Here is a 15,726-nt window from a genome sequence, read left to right on the forward strand (position 1 = left end):
TTTTAAGATTTTTCATCTAAAAAAACAGTGAGATTTTGTGAATTTTATACAGTATCCAAACGTCGCAGATGCTGTTCTACCTAACCTTTGACAAGCCTCTATTTTCTTCATATAAACATGCATACTTTTTCTCTTTTAGAAGTTCATATAAATTATTTGAAATCAAGAATCAACGGAATATTATAGGAATATTTAAAAAATAAAACATTTAATTTATTTATGGTATCATACAAAAAACATTTGTTTTCTCAATTAATCCCCCTAGTTGGATTCGTCTATATTGCACATATTTACAACATGAAAGACACTAAGAAAAAAAGGATTTTGTTGAAGGGATGAAACATTACAAAACTCTTATTTAGGACCTTATTTCATCCTCTTTTCTAGCAATATCGAGTTATCCCAAAAAACATATATTTACTAACATAAATTACAGGTGGTGTATTGTGAAAGAAATAGTATTTGTTCAAAATAAAAAAAGACTCCTTATGAAATTCGAATTTTTAAAAAAGGATTTAGTACTTACCATTTCACTGATACTAGCAATTGTCAGTTGCTTAATACATTCGCCAAAGATCGAATATATTAACTTTGAAGTGTTAATTAGTTTATTTAATCTGATGGTAGCCATTAAGGCCTTGGAACAGCTAAAGATATTAGACAAACTTGCCGTTGTGATTTTAAATAAATGCAATAACAGCAGGTCAATATCTATTATTCTAATTTTGTTATGCTTTATTTGCTCCATGTTTGTAACAAATGATGTTGCTCTCCTCACTTTTGTACCAATAACACTTGTCATTAGTAAAAAAACACAAATGAACATGATGGATACAATCATCCTGCAGACAATTGCAGCAAACATCGGTAGTAGCTTGATGCCTATGGGAAACCCACAAAATTTATACCTATATTCTTACTATGGAATTAAGCTCATCCCATTTTTAGGTTCAATTCTGCTTTTAGCTGTACTTGGAATTAGTTTATTATTTATATTTACTCAAAAACTTCAAAAAACAGATTTGAAAATAGAACTACCTGTTATTACCGTGAAAAATCGAAAAAAAGCTACCGTCTGGATTTTGATACTTATCACTATCATTGCATCTATTTTTGGTGTCATTAATTATTACATTGCGCTAATAGTCACACTGATAGCAGCATTTACGTTAGATAGAAACTTACTATTTAAGATCGATTACTTTCTTCTAATAACCTTTGTCTGTTTTTTTATTTTTATCGGAAACATTTCCCATTCCGATGCACTGGGGACATTTGCTCGCGCTAATTTAAGAGGAGATACTTCAGTCTTCTTTAGTTCCATATTTTTGAGTCAATTGATTAGCAATTTTCCTACTTCAATTCTTCTATCAAACTTTACTTCTGATTGGAAAGCTTTATTACTAGGAGTAAATATTGGAGGACTTGGAACAATTATCGCATCTTTAGCCAGTGTAATCTCCTATAAACTATTCATTCAGGCCAACGTTAAAGAGAGTAAGGCATATTTAATTAAATTTAGCATTTACAACTTTTCATTTTTAATCATACTTACATGTATACAATACTTTATCTTTAAATTTCTAAAAATTTTTTAAAAAATTGATTCCTTTAGAAAAACCCAAATTTCTCAATTTAATGCTGAGATATTTGGGTTTTAATATAGGTATGTTTAAAGAGCTACAACAAAGTTACCATCAATTTAATATTTTGAGATGTTCTCACAGTGAAAATCTTTTAGCTTTTACGTTGTTTATTAGATTTCAGTTCATTTTTGAAGTCTTCTTCACAAAATCCTTAATGTCCCTCAATTTTTTCCCGCTAATATTATCTTTAATGGTTGAATCTATTTCAATTTCTAATTTTGCAAATGCTCCTCCTACACAATTATAGATACTTAATCCCTCTATACTCTTTCAAGCGGTAATCCATTCCGATGGAAATTACAAATGAAAAAATTTATCCGTTTTTCCTACTTTCTAAATTCAGCAAGTAAAATGTTTTTAAAAACTTCCGGGTTATTAAGGTTTAAACTGTTCGAATTGATAGCGAGTGTATGTTTACCTCCAAGTGTTCCACCAGCAAAAGTGGAAAACCCTGGAACGGCCCCCCTGTGTCCCCATACCGAGACACCGTTCGGAAGCTTAATTTCAAGTATTCCAAGACCATATCCGGTTCCCTCTCTATTTGTAGGAACTGTAGTAAGCATTTGTTTTAACTGCTGTTCCTTCAGTAATTTGCCACCTAGTAAGCAAGAGAAGAATTTGTTTAAGTCGTCAGCAGTAGAAATCACATCTCCATCCGAGCTACCTGGGTTAATATAAGTAACATCTTTTAGCTCACTCGCTCCGTCTAGTTGCAAATAGCCACGGGCATGCTTGGTGCCTGGAATCACGCTTGAATTACCAGGTAGAAATGTATTTGACAAATCAAGCGGTTCAATAATCCGATTTTCAACCTCTTCCGCATAGCTGTTTCCTGTTACTTTTTCAATAAGGATTCCTAGTATTACATATCCTGTATTTGAATAAGACCAACCCTTTCCTGGAGCAAAGTCTGGGGGAAGTGAAATCCCCATCTTTACAAATTCTTCAGCCGTATACGATTTTTTTATATCCGTAATATCAAAGTCTTTTGAATTTATATAGTCAGCAATACCACTTGTATGATTCAATATTTGCCGGATCGTAATCTGGTTACCATCATATCCGTTTCCTTGAATAACACCAGGTAACCATTTTTCAATGGAGTCGTCTAGATTCAAACGGTTCTCTCCAGATAATTGAAGTAGAACTGTTGCAATGAACGTTTTCGTCACACTGCCAATGCGAAAGCGAAAATCTGCTTTCATTGGTTTCTTAGTTTTCAGATCCGCTACCCCAGCTGTATAACTCCAAGTTTTACCCCCCTTAGAAATTTTAGCGAGTATTCCCGGGTATCCAAGTTGCAGTTCATCTCGCATTGCTTTCTTAACGGAAGTACGATCGCTTTGCGTACTTGTTTGTAACGAACTAGATACATTTTGCGTAGGTTCTGCTTTTATAATTAATGTTGGTGTTATGTATAACAGGGAACTTCCACCTATTAAAAGTGCTAGACTTGCACATGTAATTTTACTGCGTGTTTTCATAAAGAATTCCTCTCTTCTATTTAAATTGTATTGATGGCTGATAGCTGTCTCATATACTAACCACACAGCTATCAACTCTCCTAATGATAAAAGTCAACACTGAATTTACAATCAACGTACTAATCATTATTTTCACAAACACCATTGTGTTCTAACAATCTCTAAATCACTCTTTTTCCACATACATATTAACCATAGAAATTACTTCTTTTCCTTAAAACACTCTTGTTACTGATTATTTGTTTTATATGTAGGCCGTACTTGTTCCCCCCTTATATTTTTATCCTACACAATGAAAATCTCTTTTTTCTTACCTATTCCTTACAAATTCCTTACATACAAAATCACTTCTACAATAGGATTGAAGTAGCATCTGTGCCCGAAAGCGCAAAAAACACCGATGCTTTTCGCTTCAGTGTTTTTGCGCTTTACATATTGTAAGATTCGTTTTACTCTTAACAGGTTAAACTGCTGATTTTTTCTAATGCGATTATTCTTCTTGTTATATAAAACAAATTTCATTGTGTTATATGACACACTATGAAATTTGTCATTAAGGCACATGATTCTAAATTTATTGATGTACTTGAGATGGACTCACTTTTTGAATTTGAACAAGTATATCAAACGCTTTACCTAATGATATATCAACAGTTTTTGGTATATCAGGCCCTTCGGTAGTTATTCCAGCGAAAATTGGATGTTGTTCGTTTAACCAAGTTTTTGTCACGCCGTTCGCCTTACGTAAATCAATAAAAAATTGATCTTTTTTGACCTGTCCAAAAATGTAGTTATAACTGTTTGGATCATCCGATTTTAATGTTCCATAGGGGCCAAATTCACCATTGCTATTCTTCACATTGTATTGTCCTTCATAAACTGACGTTCCAATAGATACGTACCGTTTTCCGTAATATTCTGCTAAATGCTGCCCTGCTACTTTAGGGTATATAAAAGAAAGCATATTTGTTTTCGAAACGTGTCCATTATGTCCCCATACAATGGTTTTTCCTAAATGTTCTTCAGTCCACTTCGCATTTTCATACATTGCAATATCATGTTTCAAATAAAAATCCGCTGGTTTATCAGGAGGTGTCGCTAACATTGTAGTAAACTGTTCAATAATACGAGCATTTTGCTTTATCCATACGAACTCTTTAGATTTCCCATTTAAATGACTTTTATTTTCCTCTAATAAAGCACTAATTTGTTTAGCATCTAAAACATACTTTTCTTTTTCTTCTTTCGTAAGGCTTTCAAAAGTATTCATATCCTTTGTTACAGGAATAAGCCCTTTTATCTTCTCTTCTACTCTAGGCAACAGTTTTGAATTGTTCGCTTTAATATATTCTATTATATTATTATAAACATTTTCGTTTACTGATTGAATGTCCATCCCGATGACACGTACTTTCGATTTATGTTTTGGATTAGCATTATATTGCCGAATCCAATCAAGTAAATCTAGCATTTCTTTCGTCTTAAATACAGGTGTTAGATGTTGGCTTGGGTTTCCCTTACCAGTAAGAACATATCGATCAAGTTCCAAGGCCCTGTCCCATCCCTCTTCTAAAACTAGATTGGTAAAGCCCTTTTCAGATACTAAATACTTAACAATGCGGTGTTTCATCGTAAAAACTTCATGAGCCCCATGCGTAGCTTCACCTAAACCTACAATTGAAGCTGAACCTACCATATCCTTAAGTGGTTTCAAATCATTAAGAGATGCAGTTGGATTAGTTGTTTTTAAAGGCTTTGCATGTGCTTCTAACCATTTCGCTATTTGATTTGTATTATAGGGAGCTGTAACAGAAACCTCTGTTTTCGAATCTGCATAAGTATTTCCTACAAAATGAGTCATTGTTATAGCAGAAGCAACAATTGCAATCATTATTTTCTTTTTCATAAAAAACCTCCTGAAATATTTACTTATAGCTTTTTGACATACTCTGCCAACTTCCGTTTAAAACATTCATTTTCTTATTACTGTTAAGATACATTTATTTTAGTTCCTAAAACTCACTTATTTCTTAATAGGTTCTTAAGAAATTCTTAATTCACTTATACGAATATAAAACTAAATAAGCTTCAATTCATTGTATTGTAAATTCCTCATTGCATAACATTATAATGTACAGATATTCGTTATAAATGATGTTATCTAAAGTATTCAATTTCAGTATGTATTATTAACGTAGTTAATATATGGTTAATATGAAGTTCCAAATTTTGATTGTTTGTAGTCTCTTTATCATAGAGTTAATTTAGGGGTTATTTTTTGTTCACTTCATTTTTTTCGGCACTCTGCATCTAGACGGTATACCCATTGGCCACAGTTAGACTATTTCAAATCAAAAAAATAGATTACCTGCACACGAAAAAGTATAGTGCACAGGTAATCTATTTGTTTTTGAGATTAATAAAAACCTAATTTATTTTTTGAATTCTTCCATCAATAACAGACTGAATTGGTTCTTTTGATTTTTTTATATAATCTACTAATGCTTCAAAATCAGTTGGTCCTGTTTCAGCATCTTTACCGTTTTTAAAGGATACAAATCCATCTCCCCCTGAAGCTAGAAATGCGTTAGCAACGACGCTGTAAGTTTTAGAAGGAATAATTTCTTCTCCATTCGTTAAGCGAATACTTGTTACTTTTTCTCCATTGGGCTTGTTCGCATCCCAAGTGTATTGGATTCCTGAAATTTGAAGCATTCTTGTTATGTCTTTTTGCCATTGTTGATTTAAAATATCACGAATGTCTTGACCTGTTAAATTTACTTTTATTAATTGATTTCCGAATGGTTGAATACCATATATCTCTCCCCATGTAATATCACCAGCATCTAAGTCATTACGAATACCACCAGGATTCATAAGTGCAATTTGGGATTGCATTGTTGTACGCTGGGCATCAGCAACTAAATTTCCAAGAGTAGATTCACCAGCCGTATTGAGTTTGCGATCTAGTGGCGCAATAGACTTACCTACAACTTCATTAACAAGAGGTGCGATTTTTGCTTGATATTTCTCCATCTTCTTCTTTATTTTTTTATCAGGCTCTATGCCTTCATGATAAGTTGTAACAATTTCTGCTTTTTTCTCAACAATATCTTGTGTTTTACGATCAATCTTTACATCAACATCAGCAAAAGCCATACCATATGAATTTGCTTGTACGACAAGTTTATTATTAACAGTTCCATTTACATAAGTGTGGCTATGGCCACCAAAAATAACATCGACTTCTGGATCAGTCTCATTTGCTAATCGGACGATATCACCATTTGTTACGCCGTCCCCATCTGTTATACCTCCGTTATGTGCAAGAACAACGATAGATTTAACGCCTAGTTTTTTTAATTGCTTTACGGATTTGTTAATAGCTTCAACTTCATCTGTAATTTCTACATTCTTTAGCATAGTAGGCATAACAAGGTTAGGAACATCCGTTGTTACGACTCCGATAAATCCAACAGGAACTCCTTGTACCTTTTTTATAGTGAATGGTGGTAAAAATAAACGACCAGTGGATTTATTATAGAAATTTGCAGCAACATATGGGAATTTTGCTCCTTTAAAATTTCCTGTTTTCTCATGGTATCCACCATAAATAAGGCGGTTCATTTCTTCAACACCTTCATCAAATTCATGATTTCCTATCGTTCCAACATCGAATTTCAAATCATTTAGAAATTCAATCGTAGGTTCGTCTTGTAATAATGCTGAAACAGGAGTACTTGCTCCAACAACATCTCCAGCATGTACCTTTAATGTATTTGGATTTTGTTTTTCACGATCACGTAAATAAGCCCCTAAGTACTCAATTCCCCCTGCATCTTTATTGTTAATTTTTTTTACAGTGTCTAGTTGCCCATGAAAATCGTTAATACCGAGCATTTGTACATCTATGTAGCGGTTTGGTTCTGTACTTGCTTGGGCTGAAGGCATAGCAAATACACTAGTAAAAGTAACTGTACTTAATGCTAAAGCAACTGGAATGATTTTTTTCAACATAAAATTTCTCTCCCCTAATTAAAATCTGACATAATACGATGTTATTTTAATATATTAAGAGAATTATTTCCACAAAAATTCTACCAATTATAAAAATTAATAAGATTTTATTGTTTTCTGACAAGATATTTCTTCCTCAAAAAAATGTATATTTCTTTGTTTTGAGGATTATTCAAAATATTATCTTGATAGTAATATAACAATACTTCTAAGAAATCTAAAAAACTCTAATCAATATATTTTAGCTGTTAAGAAGAGTATTCAATCCAAAATTAATGGAGATTTATCAACCTAACATCTCAATATCACCATTAAAAAGATGCTCCTGGATTTATCCAAGAGCATCTTTTATAAAGCTTTATTTTTTTACTTGTTTATAATTTATCAATTAACAATTATATAGTTGTAATTAGTCCTTTAAAAATGATAGGAGTGCTTCATTAAATTCTTTAGCATGCGTTGCATTTAGCCCATGTGGACCACCCTTTATTAACGTTACTTTAGAATTAGGAATTGCTTCATGTGTTAATTTCCCACTATATTCAAATGGTACAGTTGCATCTGAATCACCATGAATAATAAGGGTAGGTATATTAAACTTCTCCAAGTCTTTTCTAAAATCAGTCTTACTAAAGGCAGTAATACAATCAAGCGTTCCTTTAGGTGATGCACTGGCTGCAATATCCCAATTATATAAACGGAATGGCTCACTAACTAAATCTGTTCGATTACCAGCCGCGAAAAATCCCTTAGTAAATTCATCAAGAAATGCAAGTCGGTCATTAATCACACCACTTTTGAATGCTTCAATTGTTGCATCATCTAATGCCCCTTCAGGATGATCCTCTGATTTGTATAAATATGGAGGAACTGCTCCAGCAAAAACAGCCTTTTCAATACGATCTGTTCCATACGTACTAATATACCGGGCTACTTCGCCTCCACCCATAGAAAAACCAACAAGTGTGACATTTTGAAGCTCTAAATGTTCTAATAGTTGATGTAAATCAGAAGTAAAGGTATCATATTCATACCCTTCCCATGGCTGAGATGATTTTCCAAATCCTCGACGATCATATGTTATAACTCTGTATCCAGCCTCAACAAGAGCTGGAACTTGGTATTCCCAAGATCGACCACTTAACGGCCAACCATGAATTAGTACAACTGGGTTTCCTGTGCCATGATCCTCATAATATATCTCAATTGGTTCTTGATTTTCAGTTCCTACAGTAATTTTAGCCATGCTTCTACCTCCAAAAAATATTCTAATATATATCCTTTTTTTCAATAATCCAGATGAATCTCATAACCTATTCATGCACGTTTATGTTGTGAACTCTAAGTATGAAACTCTATTATTCCAAAGAATTCATTTTCTCCTTTTGGACAATTCCCCCTCTAATACCTTTTTCACCATAATATAATTTCTGAACATTCCTCATATTCAATTATAATAACAAAAATAGGTGACTATCAATATTGTTCTATCTATAGGATGTATAGGTAAAACCAATCTATTTTATAGTGAAAACAACTATAGTTACGACCTATACAAATTATAGATAATTTAGAATTGATTAACGAATCAATTTTCAAATACTATAAATTTGTATAGCACTTCATGTTCTGTGAATGCTGCTATAACCAATATTATTGGTCAACTTAGTTATAAACGAAGAAACTTATAATAAAACTTTCTTCGATTACTTAATTTTTAGGAGGAATACATAATGACTGATCTCTATTCTCGTATTAACAAAGATGATGCTGTCGTGCTTTTAGTAGATCATCAAACTGGTCTTATGTCTGGACTAGTACGTGACTATGGTGTTGATGAATTCAAGAACAATGTTTTAGCTCTTGCTCATACTGCTAAGTTTTTTGATTTACCAGTTATTTTAACAACAAGTTTTGAAAACGGGCCTAATGGACCTTTAATGCAAGAATTGGTTGATCTCTTTCCTCATGCACCAAAAATAGCTCGACCTGGACAAATTAACGCATGGGATAATGATGATTTTGTAAAAGCAATCGAAGACACTGGAAAAAAACAACTTATCATCGCAGGCGTAGTTACGGACGTTTGTGTTGCTTTCCCGGCACTTTCCGCTATAAAAGCTGGATATGAAGTATTTGCTGTTACTGATGCTTCAGGAACTTTCAGTAAACAAGTTGCAGATGCTGCCAATACTCGTATGGCACATAGTGGTGTGCAACTTATGAACTGGTTTAGCGTAGCTTGCGAATTACAACGCGATTGGCGCAACGATGTCGAAGGTTTTGGCAATTTGCTTGCTAGCAATCTTCCAGGCTATCAAAATATAATTGGAAGCTATATGGGAGCTCAGCGCGATCTTAGTAAACAAAATGCATAAATGTATTTCAAAGAAATAGCTTTAAATGGCGGTATTGCCATCCAAGACCGCATGGCTTTTCAAGGTGAATACTTTGTTGATTTATACGGAAAGGAAGCTGCAAAGCGTACTCCTCCGATTTATCGTATGTTAGACCTTGGTATACCTGTTGGCGCCGGTAGTGATGCAACTAGGGTTTCCAGCTATAACCCTTGGGTTGCCCTTTACTGGATGGTTGCTGGAAAAACCATTGGTGGGCTTTCCATATACGATGAAAAAAATAAACTTGATAGAAAAGTAGCCCTGTAATTATATTCAAAAGGAAGTGCGTGGTTCTCTGGTGATGAAGGTAAAAAAGGAACCCTGGCAGTAGGTCAGTTTGCTGATATTGCTGTATTGTCTGCTGACTACTTTACTGTGCCAGAAGAAGAAATCAAAAACCTTGAATCATTACTCACCATTATGGGTGGACAGGTTGTTTATGGAAATGATGAATTTAAAAATTTATCACCTGAATTGCCGCCAGCATCACCTGATTGGTCACCGACGGGAGTTTATGGGTATGGTGGTGCTAACCTAGCCAGCACTATACTTTCCCACGATTCCCATGATAACAAGTTACATAGTTGCAGTAACCCTCTCCATCAACACACTCATACCGTAATAGGAAAAGATGGAACTACATGGGGTATCGGTTGTACTTGCTTTGCTTTCTAAGTCAAAACCACCGGTATAATGCCAGTGGTTTTCTTTCTGCAATAAGGGTATGTAGATTCGAAATAACATTGTATATCCCTACATGGAATCTATTACTATTCAATAGGACCAAAGAGTTGATAGCTTAAACTTGATTTGTTTTTTACATCCTTCTCTCCGTGCAAAGTCTACCCCTTTCCCTTAAGTAAAAGTCAAAAATCGATCACACCACACATATAAAGCCACTACCCTTTGACTTTAATATTTGCTTTATCTTAAGACTTATAGATTTTTTCAAATTTCACACTAGAATCATTATTATTTCTATTACACTGATACTTTTTGCGAATCATTTAACTTCTGCATAAAGATACGTGCTGCAAAACTTAAAAATTTATCATCAAAGTGAATAAGATTAATATCTTGGCTTGGTGTTGGGTCAGTAATACGAACTATGCTCAAAGTATCATTATTAACAAAGTTAACCAGTGAAAGAGGTATTATGGCAACCCCATGTCCATTGTATACAAGGCTCAATAGAGAAATAGAAGATTTTGTTTCTATATTTGCTTCAGATAAAGATAACCCTAAACTCTCACAATATATTTTAATAGATTCACGACAACTACATGAAACCATTATTCTACTCAGCCCTACTAATTCTCGAAAAGAAACAAATGATTTTTCATTCAAAGGATGATTTTTGGGAATGACAAGGACGAGCTCTTCACTATACAAAAGGGTGTTTGTTAATGTGTCTGGAATTTGAGCACTACGTGTAATCCCGAAATCAATATTTTTGTCAACGATTTGATTTACAGCAACTTCAGATTCTATAATCTTTACTACGATGTTGGGATAATGTTGTTGAAACTTCATAATATAAGGTGTTAAATAAGTGAGATCCTCTAATAAACCTCCTACAGTAATTACACCTCTTTTTACACCCTTTAATTCAAAAATTTCATTATAAACGTCATCAAATTGTTGCATGATAAATTTTCCTTTATCAAATAGCAGCTTACCCGCTTCTGTCATTTTGATACCTCTTCCAACTCGATGAAACAAGGGTGTATCAAGTTCACCTTCTAACACACGGATTTGTTGACTTAAAGTCGGCTGTGAAATACCTAGAACTTCCGCAGCTTTAGTAAAACTATTATTATTACAAACTTGAATAAAATACTCTAAATGACGTAATTCCATTCTTGATACCCACTCTCCGCTTTATGAAAGATTTATAATTTAAAGGACGATATGTATACGTTAACATAACAACCATCTTTTCTACTATACCACTTGAAATTACATGTTTTATTCATTTTGTATTATAATAAATTTACTACCATTTATTAATTTTTCCTCCTATTCATTTAACTTATATTTAATTAGGACATTACTAATTCGAGATATATTTCTAAAAATTTATAATTCTAGTGCATAATACCCTAATTTTTTCAACTTTTCGATTATCATTTTTTTCTCAATATAGTTCAAACCACCAAATATATGCCGAATCGCCTCTTTATGCTGAGGAAAAATACTATCCATTAACTGAATACCATCTGAAGTAATTGACGCATACGTGACACGGTGGTCTTTTGGACATGGTTTTCGTATTAAGAACCTCTTCTTTTCCAACTTATCCACTACATACGTGATACTACTACTTGCAAGTAATATTTTCCCTCCAATTTTTTGTATAGGCTGATTGCCTTTACTATATAGTAGCTCAAGCACTGCAAATTCAGTTGGATTAAGCCCATAACTTTTTATATCCTCTTCAATACGCTTAGTAATTGCCTGTGCTGACCTTGATAATGTAACAAATAACTTTAAAGATAAGCTCTCATCATTAATCACACTCATAATTACCAATCCTTTACAAGTTATCTTGAATTCGAGATTTATTATATTATCGTCGAAATATTATGTCAATAATTCATTTTAGTTTTATTAAGCCCCTTATCATTTATTTCTCAACATAAGACATATGGAATTAGAAGAAAAAAATTGTTACTATATAAGTATCTCAATTACGTTATTTCTTTTAAAGAGAGCTTGTATTCTAACGCAAGTTCTCTTTTTTTATATTCTAAATTGAATCCGGACAAAGTTCACATATTGAGTCTGCCCATGTATATGATATAGTTTTTAAACAAAGATTAGAGCCCTCCTACAAGAAAGAGAGCTCTAATCTTTCATATGAATTTTCACCTTTTTTATTATTGCGGAGACATCAAAACTTTAACTTGATGGGGATATGGCACTACCTCTATTAATAAATATTACTAACCATATATCTATGGTTCATATCTATCATATTTTTTATAAACAGGATCAATTAGATTTAAAAAAAGATTTCTTTTTCTTTACTCGTAATAAATCACCTGTCCACCCTTTGAATCGCATATACATATACATACCCCCTGTTGTGAAAATAATAAATAAGAGAGCGATTAAATAGCTATATTTCCATTCAAGTTCAGGCATGTATTTAAAATTCATACCCCATAATGCTCCTAAGGCTGTCAAAGGCGTACTTACAGCAGTTAATACAGTAAGAGCTTTCATAATTTCATTCCCACGATGAGAAGAAACAACTTCTTGTAAATGAATCATCGTGTCTAATTCTTCTTGGTACTCTTTAACGAGTTGTAATCCACGCTCTAATTTTACGTGCGTTTGTTTATAACAAAGGGTGTTTGTTAGTTTTTCTAACCAAGCTTCCTCCAAGCCTTGTAACACTTCTTGTATTAAGCGAAACACATGTGTGTTCATAAATAATTCATGACGAATATGATAAATCCTTTCTAAAACTGCTATGTTATTATGATGATAAAAATCCCATAACACATTTCTGAAATTGTTTTCAAAATAGTCAACCTTTCGTAAATAGTGAGATATAAATATTGATAAGATGGCACATAGTCCTTCAGCGGAACTATTACAATTTTTTATACCTATAGGGAAATTATGTATTAATTCTTGAAAATCTTCTTCCTCTTTTTCTTGGACCGTTATCAGTATCCCATGAGCTACGAAATAATGAAGAAATTTTTGAATTTTGGCGTCCTTTTTATCTTGATCATATAAAAACGAACCATATACACAAGTTTGACTTGGTGATAACGTATAAACATATAATCCATTTTCACAAGGAGAACTTATTTTCTTTACAAATTGAGGGAAATAAGATGTTACATCACGGGGGATTATAGAAGAAATTTCTTCAAGCTCACTAGTTTTCACATGATACCAACTCCATTTCGTCATTTTTATGCATTCCATATTATTCTTCCTTTCTAAATAGTTTTATGTTTGATCGAATCATATCCGTAATATGAAATTTGTATGTAGGTATCCATATCTTGGAGGAAAAGTTTTTAAATCATCTAAATTACAAAATAAATGCATAGGAGGTCTTATTCTTTAAAAAGGAAGACCCCCTATATATTAGTTATTTTTATTCTCAATTTTAAACATTTCCTCTATACAAGCACTTTTTATCTTTTCTTATTTATATTTGGAAAAGAAGCCACACAATTTGGCACGTCTATTCAACGAACTCCATTTCGGTCGTCATTATAATTTGGATTTATATGCAGATTGATTGGTGATGTCCTCAAATACTTGACTTCCAATAATATAGTATCCATGAAGCGCGGCCTCTTTTGAAGCGTCTACCATACGGAAAGAAACAATTTCACCTTGCATTTTTTCAATTTGTTTTTTGTGGAGATCTACTACTCCTCCTGTCCAAATAATAGTATCATACTGGTCTAACTTAAATTGTTCTTGTAATACACGCATGATGTCTTGGAAATGTGTATCCAACTCTTTTTGAATTAAAATATCCACCTGACTTGTCTCATAATTTTCTTCTTTATCTCCATATCCTTTTTCTAATATTTTTGGCATGTCATTAATATGCAATTGATTACTTTCACCCGCATGATTCTGCAGGATATTCTTAATATTTTTCAAAGGCTTGCTACATCCTAGTTCCGTCTCATAATGATTTAAAATGACATTCTGTTTCATATCTGTCATTTCTAATGTACGAAATCCACCATCAATAATTAAGATGCGATTTTGTTCCTGAATGATTCCCTCTTTTAAGAAATAGGCATGTAAAGCGATCGGTTGCTGAAGAATCAAAGCATTTTCAACCGTAATATTAATAAATTTCCCATCAATTTGTACGGAAGTTTCTTTTTTTAGTGCACGTTGTAATTGCTCATGCTGACTACCAAAACAAGTGACTGGAAGCCCGGTAACAACTAAAGGTAACACGACATTTTCTTTATAATCCTTTGCAATGCAACCAAATATTTGTTGTTTAAACTCTTCGCTTTCATAATAATTTTCTATTTCTTCGTCAAATGGAGGAAGAAATGAAGCGTCAGATTGATGTGCTTCATTTCCCATGTAGTATGCAAAGTCTAAGTCTATAAAACTTACCTTTGTTAAATCTTCACTTTCAGCATGATTAGGTACAGGAGCTAGTGTGGCAGCTTCACTCTTAATCGTCACCTCAGAATCTACATCCTGTCGATATGCCCGCTTAGTAAAACCAATTCCTACATCAATTGCATACAGAGATTTCATACTTTTTTCCTCACTTTCTCTTTTTAGAATTAAATCTAAGCACTCTCTTCTTTCCCTTCTTTCACATATTTCTTTTCATTTTCCGTTTTTTCTCCGTCTAGGTTCTTACTATTTTGTTTTATTTCATTATCCTTTTCATCTTTTTTCTTTTTGTTATTTTCGTTTTCTGTTAAATCTTTAATAGTAGAAATGACAACCGGTGTGGCTGTAAGCAGTTGTGGTAATGTTTGTTTTGCAACATTAGCTGCAGTTACAGAGAATTGTTTACTTGTCTCGGTTACCTTCTCTAATGTTTCCTTTATGTTTCCTTCTTGTAGTTTGTCTTTTACGCTTTTTCCTTTTGTTTGTATAGCTTTCCGATTTTCTTTTTTTAACAGAGATACCATGACTCCGGTCGTAATCCCAATCACAGCATATTTAAATATTGTATGTTTCATTTTTCTCACCCTTCTCTACTTTTATTTTCTTCCATACTACAACCTAAAATAATTAACTTATCTATTTATTAGATATTGCAATCTATTAGAGAGAATGATAGTTTTGCGGCTGCCTATCACTCGCCGTTAGTGTTTCAGCTGTTACTAGAAGTAAAATTCTCCCTTGATCTAGTTTTTCTTCATATAAGTTAGCTTCCTCTTTCGACAACCCCATTTCCTCCATTTGATTTCGGAGCTCGTCCCCTTTTTTGGAGAAAAAGTTGATAATACTTGTGCCCAATCCTTGTTCTTTTACTCCAATCGTATTTGTGTTTGTATCATCCGCAATCTTTTTTGTTATATGTTTTTCATGTGTTAAGACGTAAATGTCATCTTGGTGAATCCCTTTCAATTCTAGCTCTTTTATTTTCATAACTACTTCCTGTTCATTATCATATTCATGAACCACCGGTTTTCTTTCATTCTTATGCATCGTATT

12 protein-coding genes and 2 pseudogenes are annotated in these 15,726 nt (G+C 33.1%); 3 read left to right on the top strand and 11 right to left on the bottom strand.

Annotated features, from left to right (window positions below):
- The first annotated feature begins 446 nt into the window (after positions 1-446).
- Positions 447-1,598: an anion transporter gene (locus MHB52_RS15965; RefSeq protein WP_044795083.1), complete on the top strand. Its 1,152-nt coding sequence runs from the start codon at positions 447-449 to the stop codon at positions 1,596-1,598.
- A 165-nt stretch (positions 1,599-1,763) separates the two neighbouring features.
- Here MHB52_RS15965 and MHB52_RS15970 read toward each other — a convergent pair.
- The 5 genes and pseudogenes from MHB52_RS15970 to MHB52_RS15990 form a co-directional block, all read right to left on the bottom strand.
- Positions 1,764-1,862, bottom strand: a pseudogene (locus MHB52_RS15970) (cytochrome P450); the annotation flags it as partial.
- A gap of 110 nt (positions 1,863-1,972) precedes the next feature.
- Positions 1,973-3,130 carry a serine hydrolase domain-containing protein gene (locus MHB52_RS15975; protein ID WP_000857797.1) on the bottom strand — a complete coding sequence of 386 codons (1,158 nt, stop codon included), beginning with the start codon at positions 3,128-3,130 and terminating at the stop codon, positions 1,973-1,975.
- Between the two features lie 574 nt (positions 3,131-3,704).
- Complete coding sequence (locus MHB52_RS15980; protein ID WP_016118210.1) at positions 3,705-5,036, bottom strand: erythromycin esterase family protein; 1,332 nt, start codon at positions 5,034-5,036, stop codon at positions 3,705-3,707.
- Positions 5,037-5,557: 521 nt separating this feature from the next.
- Complete coding sequence (locus tag MHB52_RS15985) at positions 5,558-7,147, bottom strand: bifunctional metallophosphatase/5'-nucleotidase (protein ID WP_016118211.1); 1,590 nt, start codon at positions 7,145-7,147, stop codon at positions 5,558-5,560.
- Between the two features lie 409 nt (positions 7,148-7,556).
- The gene (locus MHB52_RS15990) at positions 7,557-8,393 is read right to left on the bottom strand and encodes a bromoperoxidase (RefSeq protein WP_016118212.1); all 837 of its coding nucleotides are present in this window, start codon (positions 8,391-8,393) and stop codon (positions 7,557-7,559) included.
- Between the two features lie 487 nt (positions 8,394-8,880).
- Here MHB52_RS15990 and ycaC point away from each other — a divergent pair, with 487 nt between their 5' ends.
- Together ycaC and MHB52_RS16000 are read left to right on the top strand one after the other, a co-directional pair.
- Positions 8,881-9,525: an isochorismate family cysteine hydrolase YcaC gene (ycaC, locus tag MHB52_RS15995; protein ID WP_000131210.1), complete on the top strand. Its 645-nt coding sequence runs from the start codon at positions 8,881-8,883 to the stop codon at positions 9,523-9,525.
- Positions 9,526-9,543: 18 nt separating this feature from the next.
- Positions 9,544-10,221: pseudogene (locus MHB52_RS16000) on the top strand (amidohydrolase family protein); the annotation flags it as partial.
- A gap of 306 nt (positions 10,222-10,527) precedes the next feature.
- Here the strand turns inward: MHB52_RS16000 and MHB52_RS16005 are convergent.
- The 6 genes from MHB52_RS16005 to MHB52_RS16030 all read right to left on the bottom strand — a co-directional run bounded on the left by MHB52_RS16005 (position 10,528) and on the right by MHB52_RS16030 (position 15,720).
- Entirely contained in the window at positions 10,528-11,406 is an 879-nt protein-coding gene (locus MHB52_RS16005) for a LysR family transcriptional regulator (RefSeq protein WP_000423208.1), read from the bottom strand.
- A 219-nt stretch (positions 11,407-11,625) separates the two neighbouring features.
- On the bottom strand, positions 11,626-12,069 hold the full coding sequence (locus MHB52_RS16010; RefSeq protein WP_061664326.1) for a MarR family winged helix-turn-helix transcriptional regulator: 444 nt from the start codon (positions 12,067-12,069) through the stop codon (positions 11,626-11,628).
- A gap of 471 nt (positions 12,070-12,540) precedes the next feature.
- The gene (locus MHB52_RS16015) at positions 12,541-13,491 is read right to left on the bottom strand and encodes a magnesium transporter CorA family protein (protein ID WP_061139108.1); all 951 of its coding nucleotides are present in this window, start codon (positions 13,489-13,491) and stop codon (positions 12,541-12,543) included.
- 294 nt (positions 13,492-13,785) lie between these two features.
- Entirely contained in the window at positions 13,786-14,811 is a 1,026-nt protein-coding gene (locus MHB52_RS16020; protein ID WP_061664327.1) for a ParM/StbA family protein, read from the bottom strand.
- A 35-nt stretch (positions 14,812-14,846) separates the two neighbouring features.
- A complete protein-coding gene (locus tag MHB52_RS16025; RefSeq protein ID WP_000683226.1) occupies positions 14,847-15,248 on the bottom strand; it encodes a hypothetical protein in 402 nt (133 codons plus the stop codon).
- 85 nt (positions 15,249-15,333) lie between these two features.
- Entirely contained in the window at positions 15,334-15,720 is a 387-nt protein-coding gene (locus tag MHB52_RS16030; RefSeq protein WP_000549421.1) for a general stress protein, read from the bottom strand.
- Between the last annotated feature and the right edge of the window lie 6 nt (positions 15,721-15,726).

This window comes from Bacillus sp. FSL K6-0073 (assembly GCF_038006085.1).
GTDB classification, from domain to species: domain Bacteria; phylum Bacillota; class Bacilli; order Bacillales; family Bacillaceae_G; genus Bacillus_A; species Bacillus_A cereus.

Coding starts and splice junctions, on each gene's coding strand:
- MHB52_RS15975 (WP_000857797.1), bottom strand. CDS start 3,130: ATGAAAACACGCAGTAAAATTACATGTGCAAGTCTAGCACTTTTAATA.
- MHB52_RS15980 (WP_016118210.1), bottom strand. CDS start 5,036: ATGAAAAAGAAAATAATGATTGCAATTGTTGCTTCTGCTATAACAATG.
- MHB52_RS15985 (WP_016118211.1), bottom strand. CDS start 7,147: ATGTTGAAAAAAATCATTCCAGTTGCTTTAGCATTAAGTACAGTTACT.
- MHB52_RS15990 (WP_016118212.1), bottom strand. CDS start 8,393: ATGGCTAAAATTACTGTAGGAACTGAAAATCAAGAACCAATTGAGATA.
- ycaC (WP_000131210.1), top strand. CDS start 8,881: ATGACTGATCTCTATTCTCGTATTAACAAAGATGATGCTGTCGTGCTT.
- MHB52_RS16005 (WP_000423208.1), bottom strand. CDS start 11,406: ATGGAATTACGTCATTTAGAGTATTTTATTCAAGTTTGTAATAATAAT.
- MHB52_RS16010 (WP_061664326.1), bottom strand. CDS start 12,069: ATGAGTGTGATTAATGATGAGAGCTTATCTTTAAAGTTATTTGTTACA.
- MHB52_RS16015 (WP_061139108.1), bottom strand. CDS start 13,491: ATGGAATGCATAAAAATGACGAAATGGAGTTGGTATCATGTGAAAACT.
- MHB52_RS16020 (WP_061664327.1), bottom strand. CDS start 14,811: ATGAAATCTCTGTATGCAATTGATGTAGGAATTGGTTTTACTAAGCGG.
- MHB52_RS16025 (WP_000683226.1), bottom strand. CDS start 15,248: ATGAAACATACAATATTTAAATATGCTGTGATTGGGATTACGACCGGA.
- MHB52_RS16030 (WP_000549421.1), bottom strand. CDS start 15,720: ATGCATAAGAATGAAAGAAAACCGGTGGTTCATGAATATGATAATGAA.